This window comes from Pseudomonas sp. FG13, from assembly GCF_057809755.1.
This window is the reverse complement of the sequence record NZ_JBMDKO010000015.1, coordinates 59,152-83,310: the sequence shown is the minus strand read 5'-3', so window position 1 is coordinate 83,310 and position 24,159 is coordinate 59,152. Positions and strand designations below refer to the sequence as shown.

15 protein-coding genes and 1 other RNA gene are annotated in these 24,159 nt (G+C 54.4%); 3 read left to right on the top strand and 13 right to left on the bottom strand.

Features of this window, described 5'->3' with window-relative positions; genetic code table 11:
- Positions 1 to 84 precede the first annotated feature (84 nt).
- From hsdR to ACODTO_RS14560, 4 genes are all read right to left on the bottom strand, one after another.
- Positions 85 to 3,549: a type I restriction-modification system endonuclease gene (hsdR, locus tag ACODTO_RS14575; protein ID WP_489106628.1), complete on the bottom strand. Its 3,465-nt coding sequence runs from the start codon at positions 3,547 to 3,549 to the stop codon at positions 85 to 87.
- Between the two features lie 577 nt (positions 3,550 to 4,126).
- On the bottom strand, positions 4,127 to 4,453 hold the full coding sequence (locus ACODTO_RS14570; protein WP_058543814.1) for a hypothetical protein: 327 nt from the start codon (positions 4,451 to 4,453) through the stop codon (positions 4,127 to 4,129).
- 245 nt (positions 4,454 to 4,698) lie between these two features.
- Positions 4,699 to 6,066 carry a MobH family relaxase gene (mobH, locus tag ACODTO_RS14565; RefSeq protein WP_489106627.1) on the bottom strand — a complete coding sequence of 456 codons (1,368 nt, stop codon included), beginning with the start codon at positions 6,064 to 6,066 and terminating at the stop codon, positions 4,699 to 4,701.
- A 412-nt stretch (positions 6,067 to 6,478) separates the two neighbouring features.
- Entirely contained in the window at positions 6,479 to 7,342 is an 864-nt protein-coding gene (locus ACODTO_RS14560; protein ID WP_489106626.1) for a phage integrase N-terminal domain-containing protein, read from the bottom strand.
- A 1,120-nt stretch (positions 7,343 to 8,462) separates the two neighbouring features.
- On the opposite strand from ACODTO_RS14560, the gene ACODTO_RS14555 reads away from it, so the two are divergent.
- The 3 genes from ACODTO_RS14555 to ACODTO_RS14545 all read left to right on the top strand — a co-directional run bounded on the left by ACODTO_RS14555 (position 8,463) and on the right by ACODTO_RS14545 (position 15,052).
- Positions 8,463 to 9,869 carry an AAA family ATPase gene (locus ACODTO_RS14555; protein ID WP_489106625.1) on the top strand — a complete coding sequence of 469 codons (1,407 nt, stop codon included), beginning with the start codon at positions 8,463 to 8,465 and terminating at the stop codon, positions 9,867 to 9,869.
- A 47-nt stretch (positions 9,870 to 9,916) separates the two neighbouring features.
- On the top strand, positions 9,917 to 10,726 hold the full coding sequence (locus ACODTO_RS14550; protein WP_489106624.1) for a DUF4435 domain-containing protein: 810 nt from the start codon (positions 9,917 to 9,919) through the stop codon (positions 10,724 to 10,726).
- A gap of 483 nt (positions 10,727 to 11,209) precedes the next feature.
- Complete coding sequence (locus tag ACODTO_RS14545) at positions 11,210 to 15,052, top strand: hypothetical protein (protein ID WP_489106623.1); 3,843 nt, start codon at positions 11,210 to 11,212, stop codon at positions 15,050 to 15,052.
- Positions 15,053 to 15,531: 479 nt separating this feature from the next.
- Here the strand turns inward: ACODTO_RS14545 and ACODTO_RS14540 are convergent, their stop codons facing one another.
- The 9 genes from ACODTO_RS14540 to ACODTO_RS14500 all read right to left on the bottom strand — a co-directional run bounded on the left by ACODTO_RS14540 (position 15,532) and on the right by ACODTO_RS14500 (position 24,146).
- Complete coding sequence (locus tag ACODTO_RS14540) at positions 15,532 to 16,146, bottom strand: hypothetical protein (protein WP_489106622.1); 615 nt, start codon at positions 16,144 to 16,146, stop codon at positions 15,532 to 15,534.
- A gap of 37 nt (positions 16,147 to 16,183) precedes the next feature.
- On the bottom strand, positions 16,184 to 16,516 hold the full coding sequence (locus ACODTO_RS14535) for a hypothetical protein (protein ID WP_489106621.1): 333 nt from the start codon (positions 16,514 to 16,516) through the stop codon (positions 16,184 to 16,186).
- Between the two features lie 504 nt (positions 16,517 to 17,020).
- Complete coding sequence (locus ACODTO_RS14530) at positions 17,021 to 18,706, bottom strand: hypothetical protein (RefSeq protein WP_489106620.1); 1,686 nt, start codon at positions 18,704 to 18,706, stop codon at positions 17,021 to 17,023.
- Positions 18,703 to 19,602, bottom strand: a complete 900-nt coding sequence (locus ACODTO_RS14525) for a hypothetical protein (protein WP_489106619.1) — start codon at positions 19,600 to 19,602, stop codon at positions 18,703 to 18,705. The genes ACODTO_RS14530 and ACODTO_RS14525 overlap by 4 nt, the downstream gene beginning before the upstream one ends.
- Positions 19,603 to 20,086: 484 nt before the next feature.
- Positions 20,087 to 20,332 carry a hypothetical protein gene (locus ACODTO_RS14520; RefSeq protein WP_489106618.1) on the bottom strand — a complete coding sequence of 82 codons (246 nt, stop codon included), beginning with the start codon at positions 20,330 to 20,332 and terminating at the stop codon, positions 20,087 to 20,089.
- A 306-nt stretch (positions 20,333 to 20,638) separates the two neighbouring features.
- Complete coding sequence (locus ACODTO_RS14515) at positions 20,639 to 21,799, bottom strand: STY4528 family pathogenicity island replication protein (protein WP_489106617.1); 1,161 nt, start codon at positions 21,797 to 21,799, stop codon at positions 20,639 to 20,641.
- Between the two features lie 139 nt (positions 21,800 to 21,938).
- On the bottom strand, positions 21,939 to 23,195 hold the full coding sequence (locus tag ACODTO_RS14510; protein ID WP_489106616.1) for an integrase domain-containing protein: 1,257 nt from the start codon (positions 23,193 to 23,195) through the stop codon (positions 21,939 to 21,941).
- A 183-nt stretch (positions 23,196 to 23,378) separates the two neighbouring features.
- Positions 23,379 to 23,772: a transfer-messenger RNA gene (gene ssrA / locus ACODTO_RS14505) on the bottom strand.
- Between the two features lie 95 nt (positions 23,773 to 23,867).
- Entirely contained in the window at positions 23,868 to 24,146 is a 279-nt protein-coding gene (locus tag ACODTO_RS14500; protein WP_139648171.1) for a hypothetical protein, read from the bottom strand.
- Positions 24,147 to 24,159 lie beyond the last annotated feature (13 nt).

Below are 24,159 nucleotides of genomic sequence, written 5' to 3'. Positions count from 1 at the left end.
GGTATCGCGGTCGATAAGTCATATAGCGGGGGCATTATCCCTTATGAACGAATACGCTGGCCATTCCGGCGTTCCAGATCGGCCTCATCCCGTTTGGGCCCAAAGGTTGTCGTTCAGAGCATCCAGCACCACGCCCAGGTTGCCGCCGAGCATTTTGTCCAGCCGCGTACTGCCGCCATCGCCCTTGAACGCTTCACCAATCTGCTTCTTGTCAATAACGACCTCGTGAACCAGCTGCTTAGCCAAGCGGTCCAGCCACTTACGCTGAACTTGAGTCCAAGGCTGCAGGGTATAAATCTTCTCCATCGCTTTGGTTACGCGCTGCTCGAATGGTAGCAAAGCCTCTCCGAGGGCGGCGCGGCGGATGAAGCCGACAATACTGGCAGCGATTTCCTGGTTGGTTTGGTTGCGCCAAGCGCTTTGCAGGTTCACCTCACTGTAGCCATGCCCGTCGAGCAGCAGGCGCACTTCGCGCAATTGTTCACGGGTCAGGTCTTGCGGGCGGTTGACCACAACGCCGAGGGCCACTGACTGGTTCAACTGATTCTTAATGAAGTCGTTGAAGCTTTCCAGATAGTCCGCGGGCTTTTGGTAATCGCCGTAGTTCTGCTCACGGACCATCAGTTCGTCCGTGTGAGTGGAGATCACCGGGTAGTTCAGCGATCCGAGCAGGGCATTAACCGTGGCGAGCTGATCGAGCAGTTGGGCATGCTGTTGGATGAACCGGGCAGCTTGCTGTGGGCCGAGCTGATGCAGGTGCTGATGCAGTTTGTCCGGGGCTACGCCCCAAGTGTTCTCCAACTCGGCGAGCTTGGCCTTTAGGGGTGGCTTTTGCTCGGCCTTATGGCTGGCCTTGCGCAGAATACGCATGACCCGCTGGCTGAGCTGGTCCAGGACGTCGTGAGCGTGGCTAGTGTCTGGCTGGTTACCAGGAGCATCGAGGCTGGCTGGGTTGGTTAGCTCGCTGACCAGCTGTTCGAGGCTGATGCTTGGGTCTTTCACTAGCGGCTTCATTGTATCTACTGGTTCCAGGGCAGCGTACAAGTCAACTGGGTCGTAGATCTTGAATACCGTCTTGCCGATCTCATCGCAGCGGCGAGTCGCGCGGCCCTTCATCTGTTCGTAGAGAATGCGCGAACGCACCCGGCGCATGAACACCAAGTGGCAAATGCGTGGTACGTCGATACCGGTGGTCAACAGGTCGACCGTGATGGCAATGCTCGGGAAGCGCTCGTTCTTGTACTGGCGGATCAGTTGTTTGACCTTGTCACTTTGCCCGGTAATGATCTGTACAGCCGCCTGGTTGTAATCCTCGCCGTGAACGTCCTTGAAGGTTTCGTCGAGGAGGTTTTTGACCCGCTCGGCATGGGCCTGGTTGACGCAGAAAATCATCGTTTTTTCGTCGCCCGACGGGTCGAGCTCTTGTGCCAGCTGCTCGCAGACGACCTTGTCAAAGCCGGGCGTAATCACGCGGCGATTGAAGGACTCGATTTCAAAGTCGAGTTCGTCCTCGAGCTCGGCGACATCCACCTCGCCGGTGCTCGTATCGATGACGCTGACGCTCTCGCCCTTGGCAAAGTGGATGCCATTCTGGCTCAGCAGGGTCTGGTAGCGGATTGGAGGTTCGTGATCGATCAGCCAGTCGTCAGCCACGGCCTCACGGTAGCTGTAGGTGTATATCGGGGCCCCGAAGACTTCGCTGGTGTGCTTGGCTGGCGTAGCGGTGAGCCCAACGCGGCAGGCGTCGAAATAGTCGAGCACGCGACGATACTGCGATAGATACTGGTTGAAGTCGCGCAGTGCCAGCTCGCCTTCAGTCATTTCCTGATCGAGGGTGTAACCGCGGTGGGCTTCGTCGACGATGATGCAATCAAAGGCATCGATGGGCGGCGGGGTGTCCGACTGGAAGATGCGCTTGACCATAGCCTGCACAGTGGCGACCTGAACCCGTGTTTCAGCTTCGGCAGCCATATCACCTAGTTCTTTGACGTCGTAGATCTGCGCCAGCGTGTGGTTCTGTTCCAGCGTCGCCTCATTGAAGGCTTCGATGGCCTGTTCCCCCAAGGCGCTGCGATCGACCAGGAAAAGAATGCGGCGAAAGCGCTCGGCCTTCAGCAGGCGGTAAATCAAGCCAATGATAGTGCGCGTTTTGCCGGTTCCGGTCGCCATGGCCAGCAGACAGTTGCGGCGATTGTCGGCTAGGGCCTGTTCGACGGCGCGGATGGCGTTTTCCTGATAGTCACGCAGCTTGAGATAGGCGAAGCCTTCCTGCTGTAGTTTCGCCTCGGCGTCCTCACGGCTGCGTTTGAGCAGGTCGAGTAGGCCGCCCGGCGTGTGGAAGTCCTGCAGCGGCCGGCGCAGGTTGGCCGGGCTGCGCAAGTCGCGAAACCAGGTGCCGGATAGCTCGGCGAGCTGCTTAATGAAGGGGCGGCCATTGCAAGCGAAGGCGAACGGGACCTTGAAGTAGCCCCCCTGACCATCCGCCCAGCCCACGCTCTGCCCAGCCGGTTGCATATCGTCGGTAACGATCAGTTGGCGTGAATAGCGCTCGGCTTGGGGAATGCGGTCCGCTATGTTAATGCGCTTGCGCTTGGCTTCGACGATAGCGACTGGGATTAGGCCGGCGAATAGCACGTAATCAGCATTTTCTTTCGGCTTGCTGGTTGGCCATTCGGCGATGGCTTTGTTCTTGCCCTTTTCGGGCCGAGCGCCCTTGCTGTAGGTAAGATCGAGCGAATCGGCTTCCCAGCCGGTATCGTTCAACTGTTGATCAATGAGAATACGGGTGAGGTCTTCATTGAGGTCAAATTGGCTGCTTGCCTGCTGAGTTTTGCGCGTGACCTGTTGGGCAGCTTGCGGCTGATCTTCAAGCTGTTGCTGCAGCACTTTCAGCCGCGCCTCGAAATCAACTCGAGCCTTCGATAGCTCTGCCTCGCGTTCAAGGGCAATCTGCTCGTAGACGCGGGCTTCCTCGTTCATCTGCCCAGCAAGACTGGCTTGCTCTTGCTTTTCTTGCGCCAATAGCTCGGCTAATTGGTGGTTGTTCTCCAATTGCTGGCGGCTGTCGCCCAGCTCTGCGCGAAGCTTTTCGATCTGCCCCTGCAGCTCACGCAGAGGCTCACTCGGATCGGCCGGTACCATGAAAGACCCAGGCTTGAAGGTGCTGCCGCCCGTGCTAAATGACTGGTGATACCAGATTGCCAAGGCGCGGGCGACCCTCAGCCCGTCCAGCGCCTCGCGATGCTGGGTGCGGAATTCGTGGGTAGCCTTATTGCCTTCGATGCGCAGCGTATGGAATAGGTTACGGATGTTACCGTCGAGCTGGATTTCACGGCTCAACCGGAACAGCAAGTCAGCCTGGGGCGTGGTGGCGTCGAACTCAATGCCTGCTCTTACCGCCAGGTCCTGGGCGAGAGCTTCTCCCAGTTGGCGCAGTTTGATCAGCGTCGTGTTGGGGTCACTGGAAAATACTCGCTCGGCCGCATTGGCAAGTTGGAAAAAAACCGGATCGTGTTCTTTGAAAAAGGCGAAGTTGCTGTTCTCTGCCATGTCCCATCCCTTGAGTTCGTCACCAGCCATCCCGAGAGTGGTGGCGCTATAAGGGCATAGTGCCAGACGAAGCGTGGTGCGTGTATAACTGTGTTTCGTCGGTCCATGGTGACCAGCTACCGGCCGAGATCGATCAAGGTTCCGATTTACAGCATAACAATGAGGTGCCCACGAGATTGCGGTAGGCCTCCTGGCTGGCTACGTATCTGGTAGGGGTGATCGTTATGCCATCCACGAGACCTAATGGTCGCCCCATCCAACGCCACGATGACGGAGCCCGGTTGCTCATTGATGACCCGGTGGAACGCAACAAGGTTGAAACCATCTCCACCGGCAACCACGTTCTGGCTCTGCAGTAGGCTCCGATATGGACGTTGTTGGGTTTCGAATCCTCGCCGGAGCGTTTGGTGGATAATCATTCCTGCCACTTAAGTAAGTGCCATTCGGGGGAACGGTGTTGATTGATTGCCCGCTGTAAGAATCAATCTCACTGTTCTTCCCGTTGCTAAGAGTCGCGAAAAAAACCACCTATCGAATGATAGGTGGTTTTGATGGTTCCAGTAATCGCCGAGGGAAACTATAAGAAGACTTTCATCGCCCCGATCAAGATACCGATCGTCACTGCGAGCATGGAAGCCATACGAATGGACAACTTGAGATCAGATTTAGCGATCTCTGCAGTCAACCGATGATTAGTATTAGCGATCTCAGCAGTCGCCTTGCCGATTTCAGCAGTTGTCCTACCGATTTCGGCAGTCAACCGCTGATCAAGGTTTGTGAGATCACTTTTCGTCGCGAGTAGTGTGAGCATGTCAGATTCCAATGCCTGGATAACGGCTTCAGCTTTGAGCTCAGGCACGTCGATTGCGCGCAGTGCCTGATACATCGCCAGTTCCATTTTCATTAAGGCCTCCTGAAACAAAAAAGGCCTTCCCCACGACGGGAAAGGCCCGTCGTGGGTGGGAAAGTCATGCTTCCATCGACATTCAAGTCGACTGTCCGCGCTGCCGGAAGCTATGCGGTCATATGATGGATCCTGCGGAGAGCCGCAGCGCCGTCTTGAAGATCCAGGCGGCTGGTGCTGAACGAATCAGCGAGATGCATAGCAAAAATGCCGCTGGGGGTGTTTGCTGTCAATCCGGAAACCGGTTATCGAGTGTTTCCTAATGTTGTGTGAGGCTTCGCACTGCCTGGCGTCACCACCTTCAGCTTCGGGTTGTTAAGGGACGAATCGCTTACCAAGCCATAGTGCTTTTTCAAGAGGTAGCCATGTAAGAGACGTGTTCTGCGCGCACCGCTGAGCTCACATGTCCAGATGCTGCGACCGTTCGCTTGTATACGGTGCAGTTTCATTTTTCCAAAGCGCCTTTGAACTCCCTCCCAGTCAGGCTGCCCCTGGCTTTTCGAGATGGAGGCGAGATGAGGGAATGCTTTCGCGTAGCGTTGGAAGATTCCAGGAGTGACCAAGAAGAGTGAGTTTTCGACGGAGTGCACCAGCGCTTGATCGTCATTCATGATGATCTCGTGAGTGCGTAAACCTTCGATCAGCCACTCCATGAAGTGTTCGCCGCTTGGCTTTGCATCCTTGTCTGGCTCGGACGGTTCTTCTGACGAGGGGGCAGATTTGGTGATGGGGGCAGAGTCGGAATCTTCAGGCCACTTGGGAGGCCCGCCGATTTGATTCGTTAATGAGTCGAGATCGTCGGTTGACGGTGTATCTGACAGTGATGGATCTGATTGTGTGGCGATGGTCGCTGGCTTATGGCTCTCAGCTGCCGTGGTGGTCTGTGCAGGGGCTTTGGCTACTAAAGCTTGTTCGGCTTGAACAATGATCGCCCCGAGTGCGCCGGTATGTTCGCTATGGCCAGACCAGTGGGCTATGAGCGAGGCCCACAGTTCGGGGAAAGCGAAAAGCCAGTCCAGGATTTTGCTGCTTAATAGTTGCTGGATCATCAGGCAGGATGCGGGGCCGTGCAGTCGATAATCGAGGTCTTTTCGGTATCGAAATCGGTAAGGTCGCGCCAGCGGCCCGTGCCATGGGTGCCAGGCGCAGCCATCCGAATATTCGACCTGGATATCAATCGCAATCTTGCCAAGGTTTTTGCTCAGGCTGGCGTATGCCAGTGCGGCACTCCATGCTTCCGCTTGGACGAGCTGAATTTCTGGTTGAGCTCCTGGGGGCAGTAATCGTGCTCGGCGAATTTTTAGAGCGTACGTAACTACTTCCAGGCCATGGTCCAGCATCCCACCGAAGTAAGCGTGGTGCTGATTTTCGGATGCAGGGAAAAGTTGAACCAGTTCGGCGTATCGTCTAATTGGGTCGAGATAAAGTTCATCGAATTGAGGGCGGGATACGGCGGTGCACTGCCAGATCTGCTCCAGCAACTTTTGTCTACGGGGAGTGGCCAAGAGTGATTTCGCAGATTGGGGAGTGGTCAGACCGGCGGGTGATGTTGGGCTGGCTGCAGCCGTAGGGTCGAGTGCACGCCGAAGCTTGCGGTGGAACAGTGAGAACATAATTGCTCCTGTCGAGAAAAAAGGGGGCTATTCACTTGGCGACGACATGAGGCAGCACTCATGAATATGGGGGAGCGCTTAGCTCCAGAGCACCGACAGACCTGTCAGTGGGCAAAGCACGAGGCGAGTGGGCCGGATTAGTTGGCATTCCCTAGGGGCAGCGGGCGGGTTCTTGCGACGCCCTCAGTTATCCACGCTTGCGGGTGTGTTTAGGTGACTGAAGCCGGGAATGCTCGCCGAGCAGGCATTCCATTTCTCGTGCCCATAGGACACGCAACCGGCAAGCGTAGAAAGATTAAATGCGCCACTACCCATATCCGTATTAACTGGAAATACGCCTGGTCAGGTCGAGGCGCTAACGAGGTGCGGAGTGGGGCGCACTCTTACGGCTTATTGACGTCGACGCCCTGAGTTATCGTCCGAGATAGGTCGCAGTAATTTGTGTTCTCTCATGCCCGAGTTCACGGCTGATAATTTGTCGAGCAATGATGTCTTGAGAGCGCTGCACTGGAGTCAATTCCCTGGAAGAGATTCCTCCTGCCGCCGGTGCCTTCCACCCTGTCAAAGCTATGTAACGGCTTTGTGCATAATGATGACGTAGCCCATGCATGTGGCTCAGGCCTGCTGCCTTGCACTGACCATCGTAGGTGTTTCTCTGCTGGATATAGGTTTTCTGAGCCGGGATGAGTGATCCGGCTCCCGCTAGCTGATGTGCCGCGTTCAGCACCTCGCGCTGTAGCGAAGTAGAGATCGGCACAGAGCGATCACGCCCACCCTTCGTCCATGAGCCCTTGAGGAGAATGTGATCTCCTTGATCCGCATACTTGGGCTGAAATTTGATCGCTTCCTCACGGCGTAGCCCAAACGCCGACTGAAGCCGGAGGCTCATGCACACGTGGGCGTCGGTGATCTTGCCAAGGTATGTTCCCAGTTCCTGGGCTTTGCTGACGTTGGTGACGAAGCGCCGGTCGGCCACACCCAGTTGTGTGTTGTCGGCGGGGAGAATGCCAGCCTTGCCGATTTTTTCAGCCCACCATCGAAGGTGCGCAAGCCGATTTTTGATGGTGCCGGGTGACAGGCCTTCGCCTTGCCAGCGATCCAGCAGTGCCAGTACGTGTTTGCCCTTTAGCGAGGGGGCTTTCATCTGTCGGAAACCAACCTCGCGCAGTTGGCGGGCGATTAGCCCCAGTGAACGGATACGGTCGGCCTGGGTGTTGTGACTGCCATCGCGATTGCGTCGGCAAAGTTGCCGCAGGGTGTAGGTCAAATCGTCCATATACGATCCAAGCTCACAGGCTTTGACTGTGTTGTTGTTCTGTCCTGAAAATCATTGGTAAGTGTTGGTGCCAACTCGCTAGACGAGATCCCCGAAGGGCGGGGGCATGGTGTTCAGGAAACACCGGTGTCTCGACTGAGACGTCCGTCTTGCTTCTTGCTGGAAGATCGGACGGAGATGGAGCGAGATGAGCTGGTTTTTAGTGTTGATGAGTACTCCAAGGAAATGAATGGGATTGTTAAGTGGAAGCAGTCGGCATTGTGCGAAGGCCCGCTGCGTAGGACGGTGCAGTAGCAGCACATCACGGAATAAATCCGATAGACGAAAGCGGCTCCGCCCATGGGTATGGCTCGGTATGCTTCTGGAGCCTTGCATACCTGGCTAACTCCATCCTGCTGGATCAGCGCTTGCAGGAGTTTCGCGCTGTTGGGATGACGACTCTCGAACCTGTCGTCTGAGGTTTTTGCTGGGCCAGTGTATGGGGGCATCATCATGTATGCCGCACTCTTTAGGGTTCAGGATTTGCCCGTGATGTTGGGGCGTCGGCTGGGCCGTCACTGCGGTTTGCAGTGACGGCCCAGTTCATGACTTGCGCGTCCATGGGCAAAAGCCGTCTGCGATAGGTGCATATTTATTTATTGCCTGTGGTACTGACGCGGCCTTCGGCCTTGTCGGCTCCCTGCGCAGGGGCGGCATGGTTCCCATGCCACGCCTGCGCAGGGAGCTTGTGGGAAAGGCGGAGCACGGAGCTGCGTTGCCGATCAACGCCGTGAATCGCACGTGCAAGTCGACAACGCAGGTTGACCGAGAGTTTTCTGTCGAAGGTCTGGGGCGGATGATAACTAGCAGTCACAACGTGGTAGTCGGAACCCATAGCGGCCCTTCGAGGACTGTGGCTCACGGCCAGAGGCTGCCCTTCGCAACAGGCAGAAATCGGCCAGAAGCGGCCATTCAATGTATCGATAGCAGTAGGGCGGTGCATACGTTTTCACTCCGCCAACCCGAACTGGAAATTCGTAAGGGCGCCAGTGTGGAAGCGCATGCAAACAGTGTATATACTCCTATAAAACATATGGCTTTTTGATATTGCTGCCGACTCAATAAAATCAGGGATGTGAAATTGGATTATTATATTAGGCGCGTTGTAATTTCAGACTTATTTGAAGTGGGCAACAATTATAAAATAGATTTATCAGAGGGCTGCAATTGTATATTTGGCCCAAACGGCACGGGCAAGACGACAATTATTAACTTGATTGTCAACTCCTTATCCGTCGATTTAGAGCCGCTGGCTAGAATTTCTTTTGGCTCTATTACAATTTTTCTTGCCAAGACCGGACAGGTCCGACCTTTCAAATATCTACTATTAACCCGCTCGCGCAGACTTCAAGGGGTGGTGAGTCTTTACTATGAGTTTGAAAACAATGTCACGTACGCGTTTGACATAAAGTTCAGAGGCGGTGTATCGAAGGTATCTGATCGACTAGACGAGAACTCACCTGAAGAGCTTAGAGCTACTATTCGCGAAAAATTGAATTTAACGCACGTCCCCCTATTGCGAATGCATGACTCTGAAATAAACATGTCTCGAGATAGTGGGGATGAGTTTTTGCAATCAATGCTTCGACAAAAGCAAATTTCCCAATCACAAATTACCGAAATTTTAGACCCTAGTGTAAAAGTATTAAACTCACTCGAACGACAGTTCGTCAGCGAAGCAAACTCTGCTCGAAAAAAAATCACAGAAAAATTGGATGACCTGCGCTCAAAAATCATTGAAAAAGTAATGATTGATGAAAGCTTAGTCAGATTAAGCAATAAGGCACTATCGCGTGCACACAAAGCTATGACATCGGATTTTTTGGAGGATGTCGATGTTTCGGCTTATGTTAGAAAGCTAAGCGAAGCTCAGATAAATGTCCCGGAAGTAAAGATCAAAGAGCATTTTTCTATTTGGAAGCAGTTGAACGACAACGTTCGCGACGCTTCTAAAGTAATGCGCTCTCTGGATACAACTGAAGCTGGAACAAAAAGAAATGCTGAGGCTGCTCAAAAATTTAATTCCTCATACTACAATCTTATAGCGATGAGCAATTTTAACGATAGATTTTTATCTATTGTAGAGGATGTGGAGTTGATGCAGGCGGCTCGCTTTGAGGTTACAAGGGTTTTTAGCGAGTACGAAAAGGAAGTTAATTTATACCTTAAGCCGAAAAAAAGGTTTCATGTGTCTGAGGATGGGGAGCTCAGCGTATATACTAGAACTTCGCCAATCAGATTGTCCGACCTGTCGTCGGGGGAAAAACATATCATAAGTATCTTGGGGCGTGCAGCGCTTAGCAGGAAGGAAGGCGCGATATTTGTCGCAGATGAACCGGAGCTTTCTTTGCATCTCGATTGGCAACGTATGATATTGCCATCTATCGCTAAGCTTTCTCCAAAATCCCAAGTTATTATTGCAACACACTCTCCAGCAATTCGAATGAAAGGAGCAAGAGATATAGACTTAGAGGAGTGTGTTCAGTGACCACTGTTAGGGCGTTCTCTGTCGAAGAAAATATGCGGCGTCTGAAAATGCAAAAACGTCTTACTTTCGTTGTGGTGGAGGGAAGCGATGACGTACCTCTTTACGAATCATGCCTGATGATGGAATTAAAAAATGTAGATTTTGATGTTATTTATTCAGGAGGAAAAAAGCCAATCCAAGATTTTCTGGCAGAGCATAAAAGTAATAATGCTATGTTCATTGTGGACAAGGATTTTGATGACTTTTCAACTTTAGATCCGAGAGTTGTTGCGTTAGACCGGTATTCCATAGAGAACTATTTTATCTGCGAAGAAGTCATTTCGCACTCTATAAAGTTTGCTATAAGTTGTAGGCTCCAAGACGCGGTTGAAGCGTTTGACTTGACGGAGTTTGTTGAAAAAATCACCCGATCAATAGAAATGCTGATTAAGGTTCTATTTTATTACCAGCGGCATGCCGTTCATAAATTGGATGGTAAAGAAAAGCAGTCTTGGAGTGATGTGTTTCTTTGCGAAAATAATTCTTGGGAACTGAGTTCTGATCAGATTTTGGCGCTAATAAGTAGGCTCGCTCCCACCCCCAAAGATATTGCAGATGCGGAAGAATATTTTGCAGAAAATTTTCGACATCCTGAAGTTTTGATTAATGCGTTTCCTGGGAAGATGCTAAAGACATCGCTTCAAAGATATATTCGGCAGCAAGTCATGCAAATAAAGCCTGGGGCAAAAGGAAAATATAATAATGTCGAAGATACGAGGGCGCTGCTCTCTTCAGTTCTTCATCACTCGTCTAGCCTCAAAAATGTTTTGAGGTCAGTTGTGGAGTTTCTTTCCCTTCGGCAGTTAGGAAATGGTTAGGGTCTTATACACTATATTCCTAGGAAATATCGGTAGAGGCTTCCTAGTGCCATTTCATTTGGCACTAGATCAATCCAACGTGATCGCGCTGGCTCATATTTGCTCTCATACCTGCAGCTTGTAGCTTTTGTTGCTCCTCAACACAGGCGGCTTTGGGTCGATTACTGCCGTTCGAGACTGGTGGATTTTGGCCGGTTGCTGCCTGTAGCCCAAGGCGGCTGACAACCCATAGCGGACATTCATCCTCAGGTTGATAACATCTCCTTTGTAACGGGAGCGGCCTTTCATCCGTCAAGCTAGACGCCTGTAAACTTTCGTTCGACGCTTAACATGAGTAGACGGAGCCGGCTCGCAGTTTGGACTACCGCTCGATGAAGGGTTATACGACATCATGTTCCTCGCGTCCCCTGCTCCAGAACTTGCACTTTGAGGGGTAACGTCTTTAAGAGATATTGCCCTCTAGCCGTCGCTTGGAACGAACGCGTGACGAATTTGTATGGCCATCGAAAAGGGAGGTTTGGTTTGACAAGAGCTGGCTCTCATGCGGGACGTGGGTTCCGATATCAGGATGCGGTTGCGGCAAGCCTTGCCGTGGAAGGATTTGTCGGCCAGTTTGTGTACGGCAGCGTCGTCCCTGAAGGGGGCGACGATCTTGAGCTCCGGACGGCCAGTGCTAGAACGCTCGCGCAGGTCAAGTCACGACGCGACCACATGGGCCCGTTTTCAGCTCGCTCAGTGGCCGGCTTCGTCATGAAAATGTGGGACGGAAAGGGGCTTCAACCGGACGACCAATTTTTGCTGGTGCTCGAGAGCAATGTTGGTGAACGTTGCGCTGCTATCCGCCAGTTGCAGGACCTTTCCGCCTATCCGACCGTCGTAGTCGAGCTGAAGGGGCGCAAGGGGCTGGCTGGCCTCATTGCGCGAACCAAAGTGCTTGTGCTGCCTGACCCTCGCGGAAGCGCAGTAGCCCAGATTTCGGCCAGGCAGGCCTGCACCTCCTTCGAAGCCGAGATGTACTTCGCGGACCTCCTGGGCGTGGTGGGGCATCTTTCTGATGAGAATGGCACACGCGCGGCGAACGCCTATCTTGGGATTGCCATGTCAGATGTGCAGCAGCGGTTCGACGCGCTACAGCCGCTTATGACATCAGCGGTAGTTGAGGCAGCACTAACCGAGGGCTTCTGTTCAGCTGTGGACTTCTTGACGCCCGATGAGGATCCGCTGTTCTACTTGGGTGTCGATGCGCAGGCATCGCACGTAGCCGCAGGACTCGTTGTGGAACGTCCTGAGCTGCGTGCAGCCGTTCTAGATGGACTGGAGAGCCGCAGAAACGCGCTCATTCACGGCGCTTCCGGCTCAGGAAAGTCAGCAGTCCTTTGGGAAGCCGCGTACGCCAGTCGCCACGCAGTGCGTTGGTTTCAGGTTCAGCGCCTGCCGCCGGCAGCCATTGCGTCACTTGTCCAGCTTGCGCGATCCAGACGAGCGACTGCGGATGCACCCGTAGGCTTCATCATTGATGACGTGGGCCGAGGGTTCTCAGAGGGTTGGACCGCGTTGACTGCGGAGGTAAATCGCACTCCCGGGCTGCTGCTCTTGGCATCTGTACGAGAGGAGGATCGCTACCCGCTGGTAGATAGCCGTCGCGCTGCCCAGGTCAAGGTTCAGGGTGACGACACTCTGGCTGAACGAGTGTGGCGAGAGCTGAGGGATAGAGGGCAAACCGCTTGGCAAGGATGGCGAGAACCTTGGACGTTAGCGGCTGGCCACCTGCTTGAGTACACCCACGTGCTTACCCAGGGGCATCGATTGAGCGAGACGCTGCACGCGCAGGTTGCGGCGCGTATTAACGACGTCAATCGACACGACGAGATAGATGTCTTGAGGACGGTGGCTTGTGTGAACGCCGCGGGTTGCAGTGCCGAGGTGTCAGAGTTGCCTCGCGTCTTGTCCAAGCCCGCGACCACGGTCTCGCTCGCGCTGACCAGACTCAAGAATGAGCACTTGGTTCAAGACGCACATGACGGCAGGATAGCGGGGTTACATGAGTTGAGATCTGCAGAGCTCCTTCGCCTGTCTCACGAGTTCCCACCGCCCTTGTTGTCGACTACGGCCGCAACTGCGGTTTGGCTGGTGCCGGCATCCGAGATGTCTCGGTTCCTCGAGCGGACACTCTCTAGGCACGAGGAATGCGATGACGAAGTAATTGAAGGTCTGGCGCTTAGATTGGAGACAGCACCGACACCGGCGCTCCTCGGCGCGATTCTGACGGGTCTGGACCGCACTAACGCGCATCGGGTGATCAGACGTTGGCTTCAGACCGTCGAAGCACAAGCAATGCCGAAGTCGTTGCAGGGAACGCCTGCCGGACTCGCGATTAGCGACATCGAGCCACCGGATATCGGTCCGACGGTACCTGCATCCCGACGCTTCACTGAAATCAGGGCTGACGTTATCGCTTCAGGTTTAACCGCTCGCTTTTTGGCTCGGTTAGCTCCAAGCGATCTGCGCCGCGTGCTCCAGGCGGCGAGCAGCGTGGGAGACTTGACCCGGCTCATGGCTTCGCTACTCGGTCAAGTCATCCCGACTTCGCTCTTGGGTGAGCTTGCCACTTTTTCCCCCCCGCTCGCCGACGCGGGCTTTCAAGCCGTAGTTTCGCTACTCCAAGTCACAGCAAGGGTCGACAGGACGCTGGCGATCAGCTGGGTCAATGCTGTGGGGCAAGACGCGTTGTTCCAGCGCTTCTCCGACAGTGTGGCCTGGGCTGAGGCTCCGAGTCTGAGTCCATGTGAGGAAGGTCAAGAGGTTCGCTCAGACATCTGGTTTGTAGCTACCTCCGTGCAGACCGACCTTGACCACGACGTGTATCAGACTTGTAAGACCTTGCTGGCGCTTACTCCTGCGGCAGATATTGTGTTCAGCACCGCGCTCGGAGCTGACGGGGCCATCGTCCCGTCCACAGCCGAGGACTACCCGCTAGCTCGCAAACGCATGCCCAGGGCGAACGTTCCTGCGCCCGAGCAGGTCGCCCGCAATCGTGCGTGGCTGGCCATACTCAACGCTTACTTGGCTACTGAGAGTTACACCGCCTATCTAGCGCAATGCTTGGAACTGCTCAATCTGCTCGTCCCTAACCTCAGAGCGCTTCTTGACGGGCAGTTCAGAGGAAAGACAGATGCCACTGCGCTCAACGCCCTGGGGCGCGTATACGACGCAGCTATCAGTTTGGTGGCGCCACAGGAGGAGCCGCCAGCTGCTGGAGTCCAGAGGTGGTCGAGGCTGCCATCGATCCTGTCCAGTTGCTCCACGGATCTCGTCCGGAGGTTTCTTGCGCTGCCGCAGGGTGCTCCGGCCTACATGGGCTGGCTTGCCGACATACAAAAGAGCATCGCGACTGCGGCGTCCGAGGAGCCATGGGATGTGTTGTCAATCGAGACTCCGAAGGAGTTGGGTGAGCTACGGCGCCTTATGGAAATGTTGCAGACGATGGCTGGTGAGTCTGGGAAAAGAGGGCGGCAGCCGTTCCTCACGCACCGTTGTCGGACGGCACCAAAGGGGAGTGCGCTTGGTAAGGCGGCACTCGCCGCGCGCCAATATCGCGAAGCCGAGTTCAACAACTTGGAAGGTAGGCTAAGGAGCGGGTTGACCGCCATTAGCCCTGGCATCGGCGTTCATCTGCTGGCTAAGGCCACCATTCCCGAGGTATGGCCGCCTGCGGATGTGCTGGTCACCTTGCCTGTGAACACCGATGGAACAGGCGTGGACTTGGCGAGTGGCTGGCTAGCCTGGCGTGCTCTCATTGAAGGCGGGCGCAAGATTTGCGTCCTGCCCGTCATGAACAGGCTCGGATTGACGAGCCTCGCTACCTCTGGCTTCGACAGGCTGTTTCCGGTTCTACCAAATGAACTGGCGCAACCCTGGTGCGCCGCCGCAGGACTAAAGGCAGCTCCGATAGATTCGCTAAACGCATTTACTCGTCTCACCAACCCGTTGGCAGAGCTCCAGGGCATTGATGCGTACTGGAGCAGCAAGGGAACCAGGACGCCCGAGGAGGAACGCATCTATCGGGAGGTCTCCAAGACTCTCGACGAAGCGAGAGAGGCTTGGAGCAACTTGGCGCTCACGGATGACATCAAGGGGGCTGGCCTGCAGCTCGTGGATGCCGCTCTTCAAGGCGAGTTCCCGATTGCGAATGCCGCCGCAAGGCTGCTGCACGGCGAGCGGACCCAGACTATCGATGTCATCGAGTCATTCGTCCTAGGGCTTACCTTGTTCGAATGTCAGCGCACAGGTGAGCGCAGTGCACAAACTCGGCAATGGCAACCATGATCTACACCCACGTGCTCAACGTGGGCCTTGGCGCGGCGGAGCCCTTTGGACTCCTGCCCAGGACTGATCTGCTGCAAAGCGGCCATTGTTGAACTTCCGCCTTACCGCCTAAAGCTTTCGTCAGAAAGACTGCACATGAAGGACTGCTCCTGGCCGATTCTGTTGAAAAAGTCGCCCCTGATTTCCACGGTAGAAAAGTACGCGCTTGAGATTGAAATCTTTACATTGAGCAGAGGATTCTGGGTTCAGATTTCGCGTAGCGGCGCGCAAAAAACGCTTCTCCAGCGGTCAGTATGTGGGCGGTCTGGAAGAACCGACTTTTTCAACAGAATCGGCCGAAAGCCGCTGGTCGTCGACAGGAGCAATCGGCCAAAAAGAGACGTTCATTTCCGTCGAGATGCCCCCCTAGCCGAAGCGATCAGTCGTTTGATCGATTTGAACTGCCATCCAACAGCACCTTAAGGAACTAGCTTTGATGATCAAAGGCCAGCCATACATGCCAAAAATCGGTACGTGTCTGATTGAATGCGAAGCTTGCTAGCGGGTTGAACCTCCCATGTCAGGGTCATCACTTCGTTAGCCCTTCCAGACCATCCGCAAGGAATAGCAATGTAATTCGCATCAAACAATTTCTGAGGTCGCAACTGCCCCGTGCTGAATGCCGACTCTTCAGCGCTAATTCCAGCTTTTTCCCAGCGTGCTTTTGCGAATTTATCCGATAGCCTCTTGCGAGTACCTACGAGGACGAAGACTGCCGCCGCTTCAGGATGAGCGTCCTTATAAGCGCATAACTTTCTCAAATCATGCTCGACTGCTACCTCAGTCAACTGGTCTTCAGCAAGCAAGGTCTTCAACTCAAAATATCCCCAAGGAGAACCGCCAATTCGATCAATGATCACATCGGGAATGCAGACGCCAAGTTTTGGATGCTCAAGAGCCTTCTTGTTATTCCTTATCAAGTCAGGGGAGGGTATGTGAGGTGTGAGCAGTTTGACGATCAATTGCTGTACTGACGCTTCTGCCTGATGCGCGTCCTGCGAACCACCTACAAGGCCGTTTTCAGATATTACCTGGTGCGGGAGTTGGGTGTGCAAGATGTTGATCAGCCGCGGCCCATGATGGATGAGGCGCCTACGATTCATATTTTAGAAGCTGCGTATCAACTTCGAGGAGTGCTACGTCCACGCCACATTCTCCTGCAGCCGTTTCCTTGGATACATAGTTCCAGACAGGATGCAGACCACTGTCGAACGCCACCAATGCAAACGAACCAGCGGGATGCAGTCCGGCGCCAGGTGGGTAGTGCTCAATCCACACCGTACGCCGCACGACCTGGCTAATGAAGTCTTCGTTATCAGCTCGAAATCGCCACCAACGCCTAGGAGCAACAAGGTGATCCAATCCCACATCTTCTTGCAATCGCTCGATAGCCGCCACAAGGACTTGCTCCACGGCGTTGGTCACTGACGTACCGTAATATTCGAGGAGCTGACTGCATAGGACAACCAACCCGCTTGGTCGTACCCAGACCCGTAGGAAGCACGTACCCTCTGAACCAAACCCGGGAAACCTGAAGCGTGGGTACTCTTTGTGGACCGGTTCAGTCTGATTCTTCTTCATGTAGCCTGATTCCATATCTGTCTCGTGCGTGCTGCGCACTATTGGCTAGTCGTCATGTTTTGCATATAGCATCACTTTACCGAACTCGAGCGCAAGAACCCAAAAGCAGACGATGCGAAAGGCTGTATGTGGACGCTACTTCCAACTCATCGCAGCAGGTGGGGGCTGCCGGAAATCGGCCAGAAGTGGACGGTCTTTAAAACTAAGGACGGTTCACACTGGAATAGGTGGGCAGCCTCATTGAATAGACATGTACCCATCCTATAAATTGTCTAGTTCAAGGCTCGTCTGGTAGTGCCCGAGCCCTCTTCATCGATGACGAAGGTCAGGTTGATCCGGTGAGTGCGGTCAAAGCGTCGGATGTACTTTGGCAAGCTTCGCAACATACCAGGTAGGCAAAGGATGGCGATGCAACCTAGCTGAGATCGCAATCAGCACTTCCCAGGTGGTGTTGTGCCAAGCGAAATCCTCTGGGGAGGCGGCCTGACTCGGCACCTTCACAGAAGCCTCAACCTCATCATCTGGCGTCGGCCGAAAGCCAGTCAGGGCACGTGATATGCCAATGGCATTCACATAGGCATCGGAACCCGTCAGCATCTGCAGTGCCTTTTTGGGGAACCACCTTTCCTTGGTTACCCCTTCAAGATTTGGAACAATCTTCGCAGTCAATTGATCAAGGGCCTCCTGGTCGCCCAGCAGAGCAGCCATGGTTCCCAGGAGCGGCACCAAAGTCGTGGTTTTGAAGAATCGACCTCTTTGGGTTTCTTTCCCGGAGAACAGGGCCATGGCATCTTCAAGATCATCGGTATCCACCGGCAGGATCCTGTTCCGATGCAGAGCGGCATCAAAGCGATCAATGCACTCACGCACCATGAGTTGGGTGCTGGCTGTATCACCCACGGCCATGATCGCGGTCATGGCTATCGAAAGGTCAATGGCTTGTCCGTCATAGACGGGTAGCAAGCATCCGTTGTGCGCGTTGATGAAGGACACCAGGCAGCCGTGCATGGCTCGGAGAGTTGCGGTATCGACCTTCAGGGACTGAAGCAACAGCAGTGTGGTGCCCAACCGGCCAAGCTCATCGCAAATCAAGTCGATGTAGAGCACCTGATCGGGGCGATAGCGGAGCATACGTCTGCGGTTCAGGAGCGACGGCATCACGCGCTCGTAGTACCGTAACAAGGCGTTCGCATGGAGCCGAGCAAGCGTTTCGAAACGATTGAGGAACTGAATGTCGGTCTGCAGGCCAAGCGTTATCGATTCGCTCCAGAGGCGTAGCAAAAGGTACTCACCTGCGAGCACGCCTGGTTTCTGATTACCCTCACTTTCGCCCCAGACGAGAAGCACAGCCCACCCCATGCCCGCCGCCGCTGCTCGCTTGTGGAAGCGGTTCGCACGCGTATTTTCTGATACGTCCTTGTCATCCCCAAGTGCGGCCATGCAGTCATCAACAAACCGAACGAACCTGGAGAATGAAGCCTGCGTATCCTCAAGCCCGGCCAAGGCTGCCCTCAGGTCGGATTTGCCTTTCCCGAGCAGCAAGGCATCGTCAAAGAGGTACTCCTCGATGTAGGGACTCAACTGATCCATGCCCCAGAAATCCAGCGAGCATAAAGGAGAGAATTCGACCACCTCCTTCGAGATTGCCGAGTAATCTGACTGTGCGTCTTGCTTGAGGATGCCGTTTGAAATCAGGACGATTCGCTTTTTTAGGCCCCGCAGAGGCTCTGGCAGCCGATTCCGGACGTACTCGGTGTACGCTTGGCGGATGGAGGGCGAAATCGCCTGCTGAGTGCCATAGAAGTCGTTCCGGTTCACATTGCCAAATTTGATGATGAACAGGAATACTTCCGTTTGCCCCTGAGCATCCTCCTTGGTGGACATAACGTCGACACCACCCTGATTCACGCCAATCTGGGCACGACTGTGCACCGAATGCCCCATCGCTTGGAGAAGCTCTGGAAGGAGTGCATCCAGCTCATCGCGCTCGCGAAGCCCCGAAAGGTAGTGTGAGAGAACCAGTTGGATGCTCATTGATCAGCGTCCTTCCATAGGCTCATGATCTTCTGGTCATATAGCAACGGGTCGGCAATCCAGGTCTGAGGCAATTCAATACTCATTTCCTGCATGAACATGGGGATCATCGCCTCGACGGTCTCGTGATCGTTCTGATATTCCACTGATACTTGGTTGGAATATTTGAAATGCTGCGCGGTCATGAACATTTCGAACAGGGATTCGCCGTGAGCCTTCTCCGCCACCGCCCGATTCTCATTCCGGCGAAGGTAGCTGAAGCTCCGCCGCATTTCCGATGACATCTGTAGCTCAGTGAGGTGGGGCAGGGCGTCCAAGGCGCTGCTTTCGGCGGACAGCCTTTCGCCCAGGTGCTTGGCGGGAGTTGACTGAGCAAGCGGTGAGGGATCTGCTTCAAGGAGACGTTTGCAGGTGGCTGGGTACTCTGTCGCCAAAAAATCGATGACCACACAGGTCGTTGCAGAAATCAGAGGGCTTGGGGGTAGGTCTTCGTTCAAGCTCAACACCCAGCCAAGTGATACTGGTACCGAAACGTTCAGGGCACACAATCTGCGGGCCACAGCGCTGGTGGATGCCTCTGTGGCTCCGGACAGCGTGAACCTCACCAACTTGGGATGTTGGAGGTACTGGACGCTAACCTCGTGCGCCAACGCTTTGCTCAGCCTGTGGTGGCCTTTGTCACCGATCCATTCGCAGGCAGCCAGGACAAACAAGTCAGTAGACGCAACCCGATGGAGGCAGTTCTTTGCTTCATCTACCAGGGTATTGGCCTCAACTCCGGAGGTTTCAGCCTCGCGCCAGAGGGCATAGAACTCGCCCAGCAAGGCCTCACCATCTTGCTCAAGGTTGGCTCTGTAAAGGTGTAGGTAGAAATCGTTGAACCGGGTCATGTCCATGTGAATTGGCTCCGAGGGCGTCGGTAGGTACGCATTAGGATGATACTACGCCGCCCCTTGGCTGCCCCAACGCTGATTCGCCAATAAAGCATTGATCGGTAGAGAATCGTGGAGCAACCAATGACTACAATTGGCCGTTTGAATCGCTCCAGATTTCTTAAATAGTGAATGTCCGCTTTTGGCCGATTCTGTTGAAAAAGTCGCCCCTGATTTTCACGGTAGAAAAGTACGCGCTTGAGATTGAAATCTTTACATTGAGCAGAGGATTCTGGGTTCAGATTTCGCGTAGTGGCGCGCAAAAAACGCTTCTCCAGCGGTCAGTATGTGGGCGGTCTGGAAGAACCGACTTTTTCAACAGAATCGGCCGATAGGTGCCCTTGGTCAAATGTATTTACGGCCTATGCAATCAAGTGACTTGCGCACAAGGAAAAACCACCTGTCCTAGAACAGGTGGCTCCTGGTACCAACGGAAAAGGCGGTCTCGTTAACGAATAAACGCGACCGCGGCGAAGAGAATCGCCATCGCGACGAAGAGCATCACGCCGATATTCATAACGAGGCTCACCTCAAACCGGGATAGCTCTGTCCGAAATTGCGCTATGTCGGGATCGGATTTACCTGCAGAAGATAAATGCACATCAGAGTCCATGGCTTGGATAACTGCTTCGATTTGCTGCTCGGGCACGTTGATAGCCTTCAGGGCTTTGTACATTGCCAGTCGATTTTTCATTAAGGCCTCCAAAAACAAAGAAAGGCCTGCCCCAGGACGGGGAAGGCCCGTCGTGGGTGGGATGGGATAGCTTGCTTCCTTCGACACTCAAGTCGACTGTCCGCGCTGCCGGAAGCGATGCGGTCATTGGGAGGATCCTGCGGAAAACCGCAGCGCCGTCTTGATGATCCTGACGGCTGATATGCACTCGTGAAAGTGCTCCCACGGACATTCTCTGTCAATTCACAAACCGGCTACCCAGTGTTCCCTGATGTTGGGTAATAGCGCCGGACATTTATTGATTTACAGGCGTTGAATACGCGTCCCCTAGACGGGGCACGCCTGCCACCCTTTGTCTTTCATCACCTGTGCCGCCAAGTCTCCAGCGCCCCTAGGGCCGGCCAGGATTTCTCGCATGTTGGCAATGTGTGGCCGACCAATTTCGCGCCATCCCGAGCGCGCTGGTGGCTTCTTGCGCACTTCTGTGCAAACGCGGGGTGCGGGCTGGATTGCAACGGGCTCGCTGGCTGGATGCTGTTTTTTGCGGCCGGCCCACAAGCGAAACTCGCCGGCCAACACACGCTTCACCAAGGCGAAGAAGTAGGCGACGACATTGCGAACCGTGCCGCTTTGACTGCGTGCCTGTAGTTCGTCCAGCACGTCCTGGCGATGGTGTGACGGCAACCGTTTCAAGGCCATTAGCACGTCTCTTTGCTGATCTGCTTTGGCGTTGGTCAGGCATGGAGGCAATAACAGGGGGGCTGGCGGTGAATCGCTTTCCTCACGCGTATGCGCACGGTACGTACGTTCTTTTTTGTATAAATACGTCTTATACGTACGGTGTTGCTCTTGAGGTATCTGGCGGGTCTGTTTGTTCTGCTGTGTAACGGTCGATCTGTTTGCGGAAGCGGTAGGTGTGGATGTTCGATTGACCCTAGGGCGCTTTCGCGATGGCGCGGAGGGCGGTGGTTCATCGTCTTTGTTTTGTTGCTTCCGGATGGCAATAGGGGGAGGTTCAGGCGTCTGCTCGGAGGTCGCCAGAATGTGCTCGGCAAGGTGCTTGATCTGTTTGTTCTCATGGTCGATGCAGGTAGCCATAAGCTCCTCCAGGCTGTCGTCGAGCGCACAAGCTTCATGGAAGCTTAGGGCGCGCTCATTGACCCGATACAACACGCTTTGAACATTGCCAGTCAGGAGATCGCAATGTTGCCTTACGAAGCTGATCCATCCTGTAAGTCGCAGTGCCGCTAAAGCGCGCCAAGCCGTTGCAGCGCCCGCTCGCTGCCCACAGGGAGTACACGTGAGGTAGCGGCGCAACTGCCCCATGTTCACTAGCGGACTGAGGCCATCCGCGGTGCGAAGCATGAGCAGGACTTGCCAGCCATTGCGCTCCAACGGGGTAAGGCGCTGATCGAGTGTGAGCGACATCAAGGTGGTGAGTAGAGCATCTTGGTCTTGCGAGTTCTGGTGAGTGCTTAGGTCTGCCATGAGATGACTCCGAGGTATGGGCCAAGACGGCCCGTTCCTCTGCATCTCATCGCGGATCACCCTTCGTGTAAGTCGACAATACGATTTGCATCACCACCGGGTTTATCGCTGTTCCATATCAGCCGATGGCAGTCCTTCATCAGCGTATGGCGACGACTTTCCGATCATTGCTTTCGATGGTTGCTGATACCGAGAGATTGCCGGTAGCTGCTCCCTGGATGTGTTCACTCCACCACTGCATCATCGGCCGTCTCCGCTCAATGTAGTCCGCTCGGTTATAGGCGCTACGTACCTCGTCCTTATCGACGTGGGCAAGCGCAACTTCGATCAGCTCGGGATCCCAACCCTTTTCATTGAGGATGGTGCTCGCCATCGAGCGCATTCCATGACTGACCAGGCGCCCTTCGAAGCCCATCCGTTTCAACGCCATGTTCGCGGTCTGGCTGTTGCAATGGGTACGAGGATTACGGTCGGAGGGAAACACGTACTCCCTGTGTCCGCTGTAGGGCTTGATGGTCTCCAGGAGCGCTAAAGCGTGCTCCGTTAGTGGGATGATGTGTGTGCGACGTTTCTTCATTCGCTCCGCTGGAATCGTCCAGATCTTCTTCTCGAAGTTGATGTCAGCCCATCGGGTGGTCGCAGCTTCTGCTGGCCGAGTCATCGTGTGGAGTTGCCACTCGATGAGACACCGGGTGGTTCTTTTGATGCTGGCGTTGGCAATCGCCACCATGAGTTCATTGAGCTCATCGGGGGGCAATGCCGGCATGTTTTTCTTCTTTGGTTTTTTGAAGACTGATCGAATTCCGCTCAGGGGGTTGGCATGAATGAGTCCGTAGTTCACCCCGTAAGTCATGATTTCGTTGAGGCGTTGGGTCAGGCGCTTGACCGTTTCCAAGCTGCCTTTGGTCTCAAGTGGCTTAAGCAACTTGATGACCTGAGGAGCGCTGATTTCGGAAATTGGGGTTGCGTGTAGATCCGGGAAGACGTGCAGCGTGAGCGAGCGCCAAATGTCTTCAGCGTAGGCGGTTGTTACGGAATCTTTCTTCAGCTCAAACCACGCTGTCGCTACGTTTTGAAAGGTGTGCTCTGTCGCGGCTTTTTTCGCTTGGCGATCGGCATCGCGCTGCTCTTTTGGGTCCAGCCCCTGGGCAACCAGTTCTCTGGCCTCAACTGTGCGTTTTCGCGCTTGAGCCAGGCTGAGCTCAGGGAATGTACCCAGTCCCATGTTGATCCGTTTTTTCGTCAGGGGATGGACGTAGTTGAAATTCCATAGCCTTGAACCATTGGTACGGACTCGCAGCTGGAGGCCGTTGCCGTCGGTCAGTATGTAGTCCTTGGCTTTGGGTTTTGCGGCTCTGATTTTCAGGTCTGAAAGGCGTGTGGCTTGGGCGCCCATGGGTACTCCAACGCTGTTCGTGTATTCCAAAATTTACCAGCCCTGGGCTTGGAATACGCCTTGGAATACATTTCAAAATGGATCAGCGTGAAGGGCTATGGAGCTCGATGGCGCTGAAACCCCCGTATTTACTGGATTTCAGGCACAAAAAAAGACGTCCGTGGACGTCTTTAGATGTTGAAGTGGTGGAGCCGGGGGGATTTGAACCCCCGTCCGCCAGTACTCCGCTGTCGGTACTACATGCGTAGCCGTGTCTATTAAGTTAACCCTCAGCGACCCGACGGGCAGGGTGCTTTGGGCGAGTTGTGTAAGTTTTAGCCGCTTCGTCCACAACGTACTGCACGGCGATTCTGTTCTATATGACAATCACTTTGGGTTTACAGACATCCCCTGATGATTGCTGGACCCGAAGGTACCAGAAGGGAAGGGCTAAGGCTGCTTACGCAGCGAGAGCGTATTCCCCGTAGGTTTCGTCATTGGCAACTATAGGAAGTTGCAACAGTGGATTTACGAGTTCTGTTACCAACTCGGCATGCACCTAAAGTTTCGCAACCGGCGTCGAATCCTAAACGGCCCCGAACCTGTCACTCGGTGAAGCTGTTGGAGCGACAGGCATGTGCAGTGTACGCCAATACCTGGCTGAGGCCAACCCGGAGGTTGGCCTGGCTGTGATTACTGCTTCGGTTCGTTACGAAGTTTATCCACGTCAGACAGCGCTTGGGTGGCTTCGGTGACGCATTTCTTTTCATCACCGGCAGTCTGGGCCGTTTTGGCGTTCGCTAGCTGCTGCTTGATGTCTACGGCGGTGCTTTCAGAGGTTGCCGGCAACGTGGTGACTTTATCCTGCAGCTCCTGAAGCTTGGTGGTGCACAGGTCGTTATCCGCTGCAAACACCGGAGAGGCCAACAGTGCAGCGGAAATGAACAAGCCAGCAAATGCGGTGTGCTTCATGTGTATCTCCTTG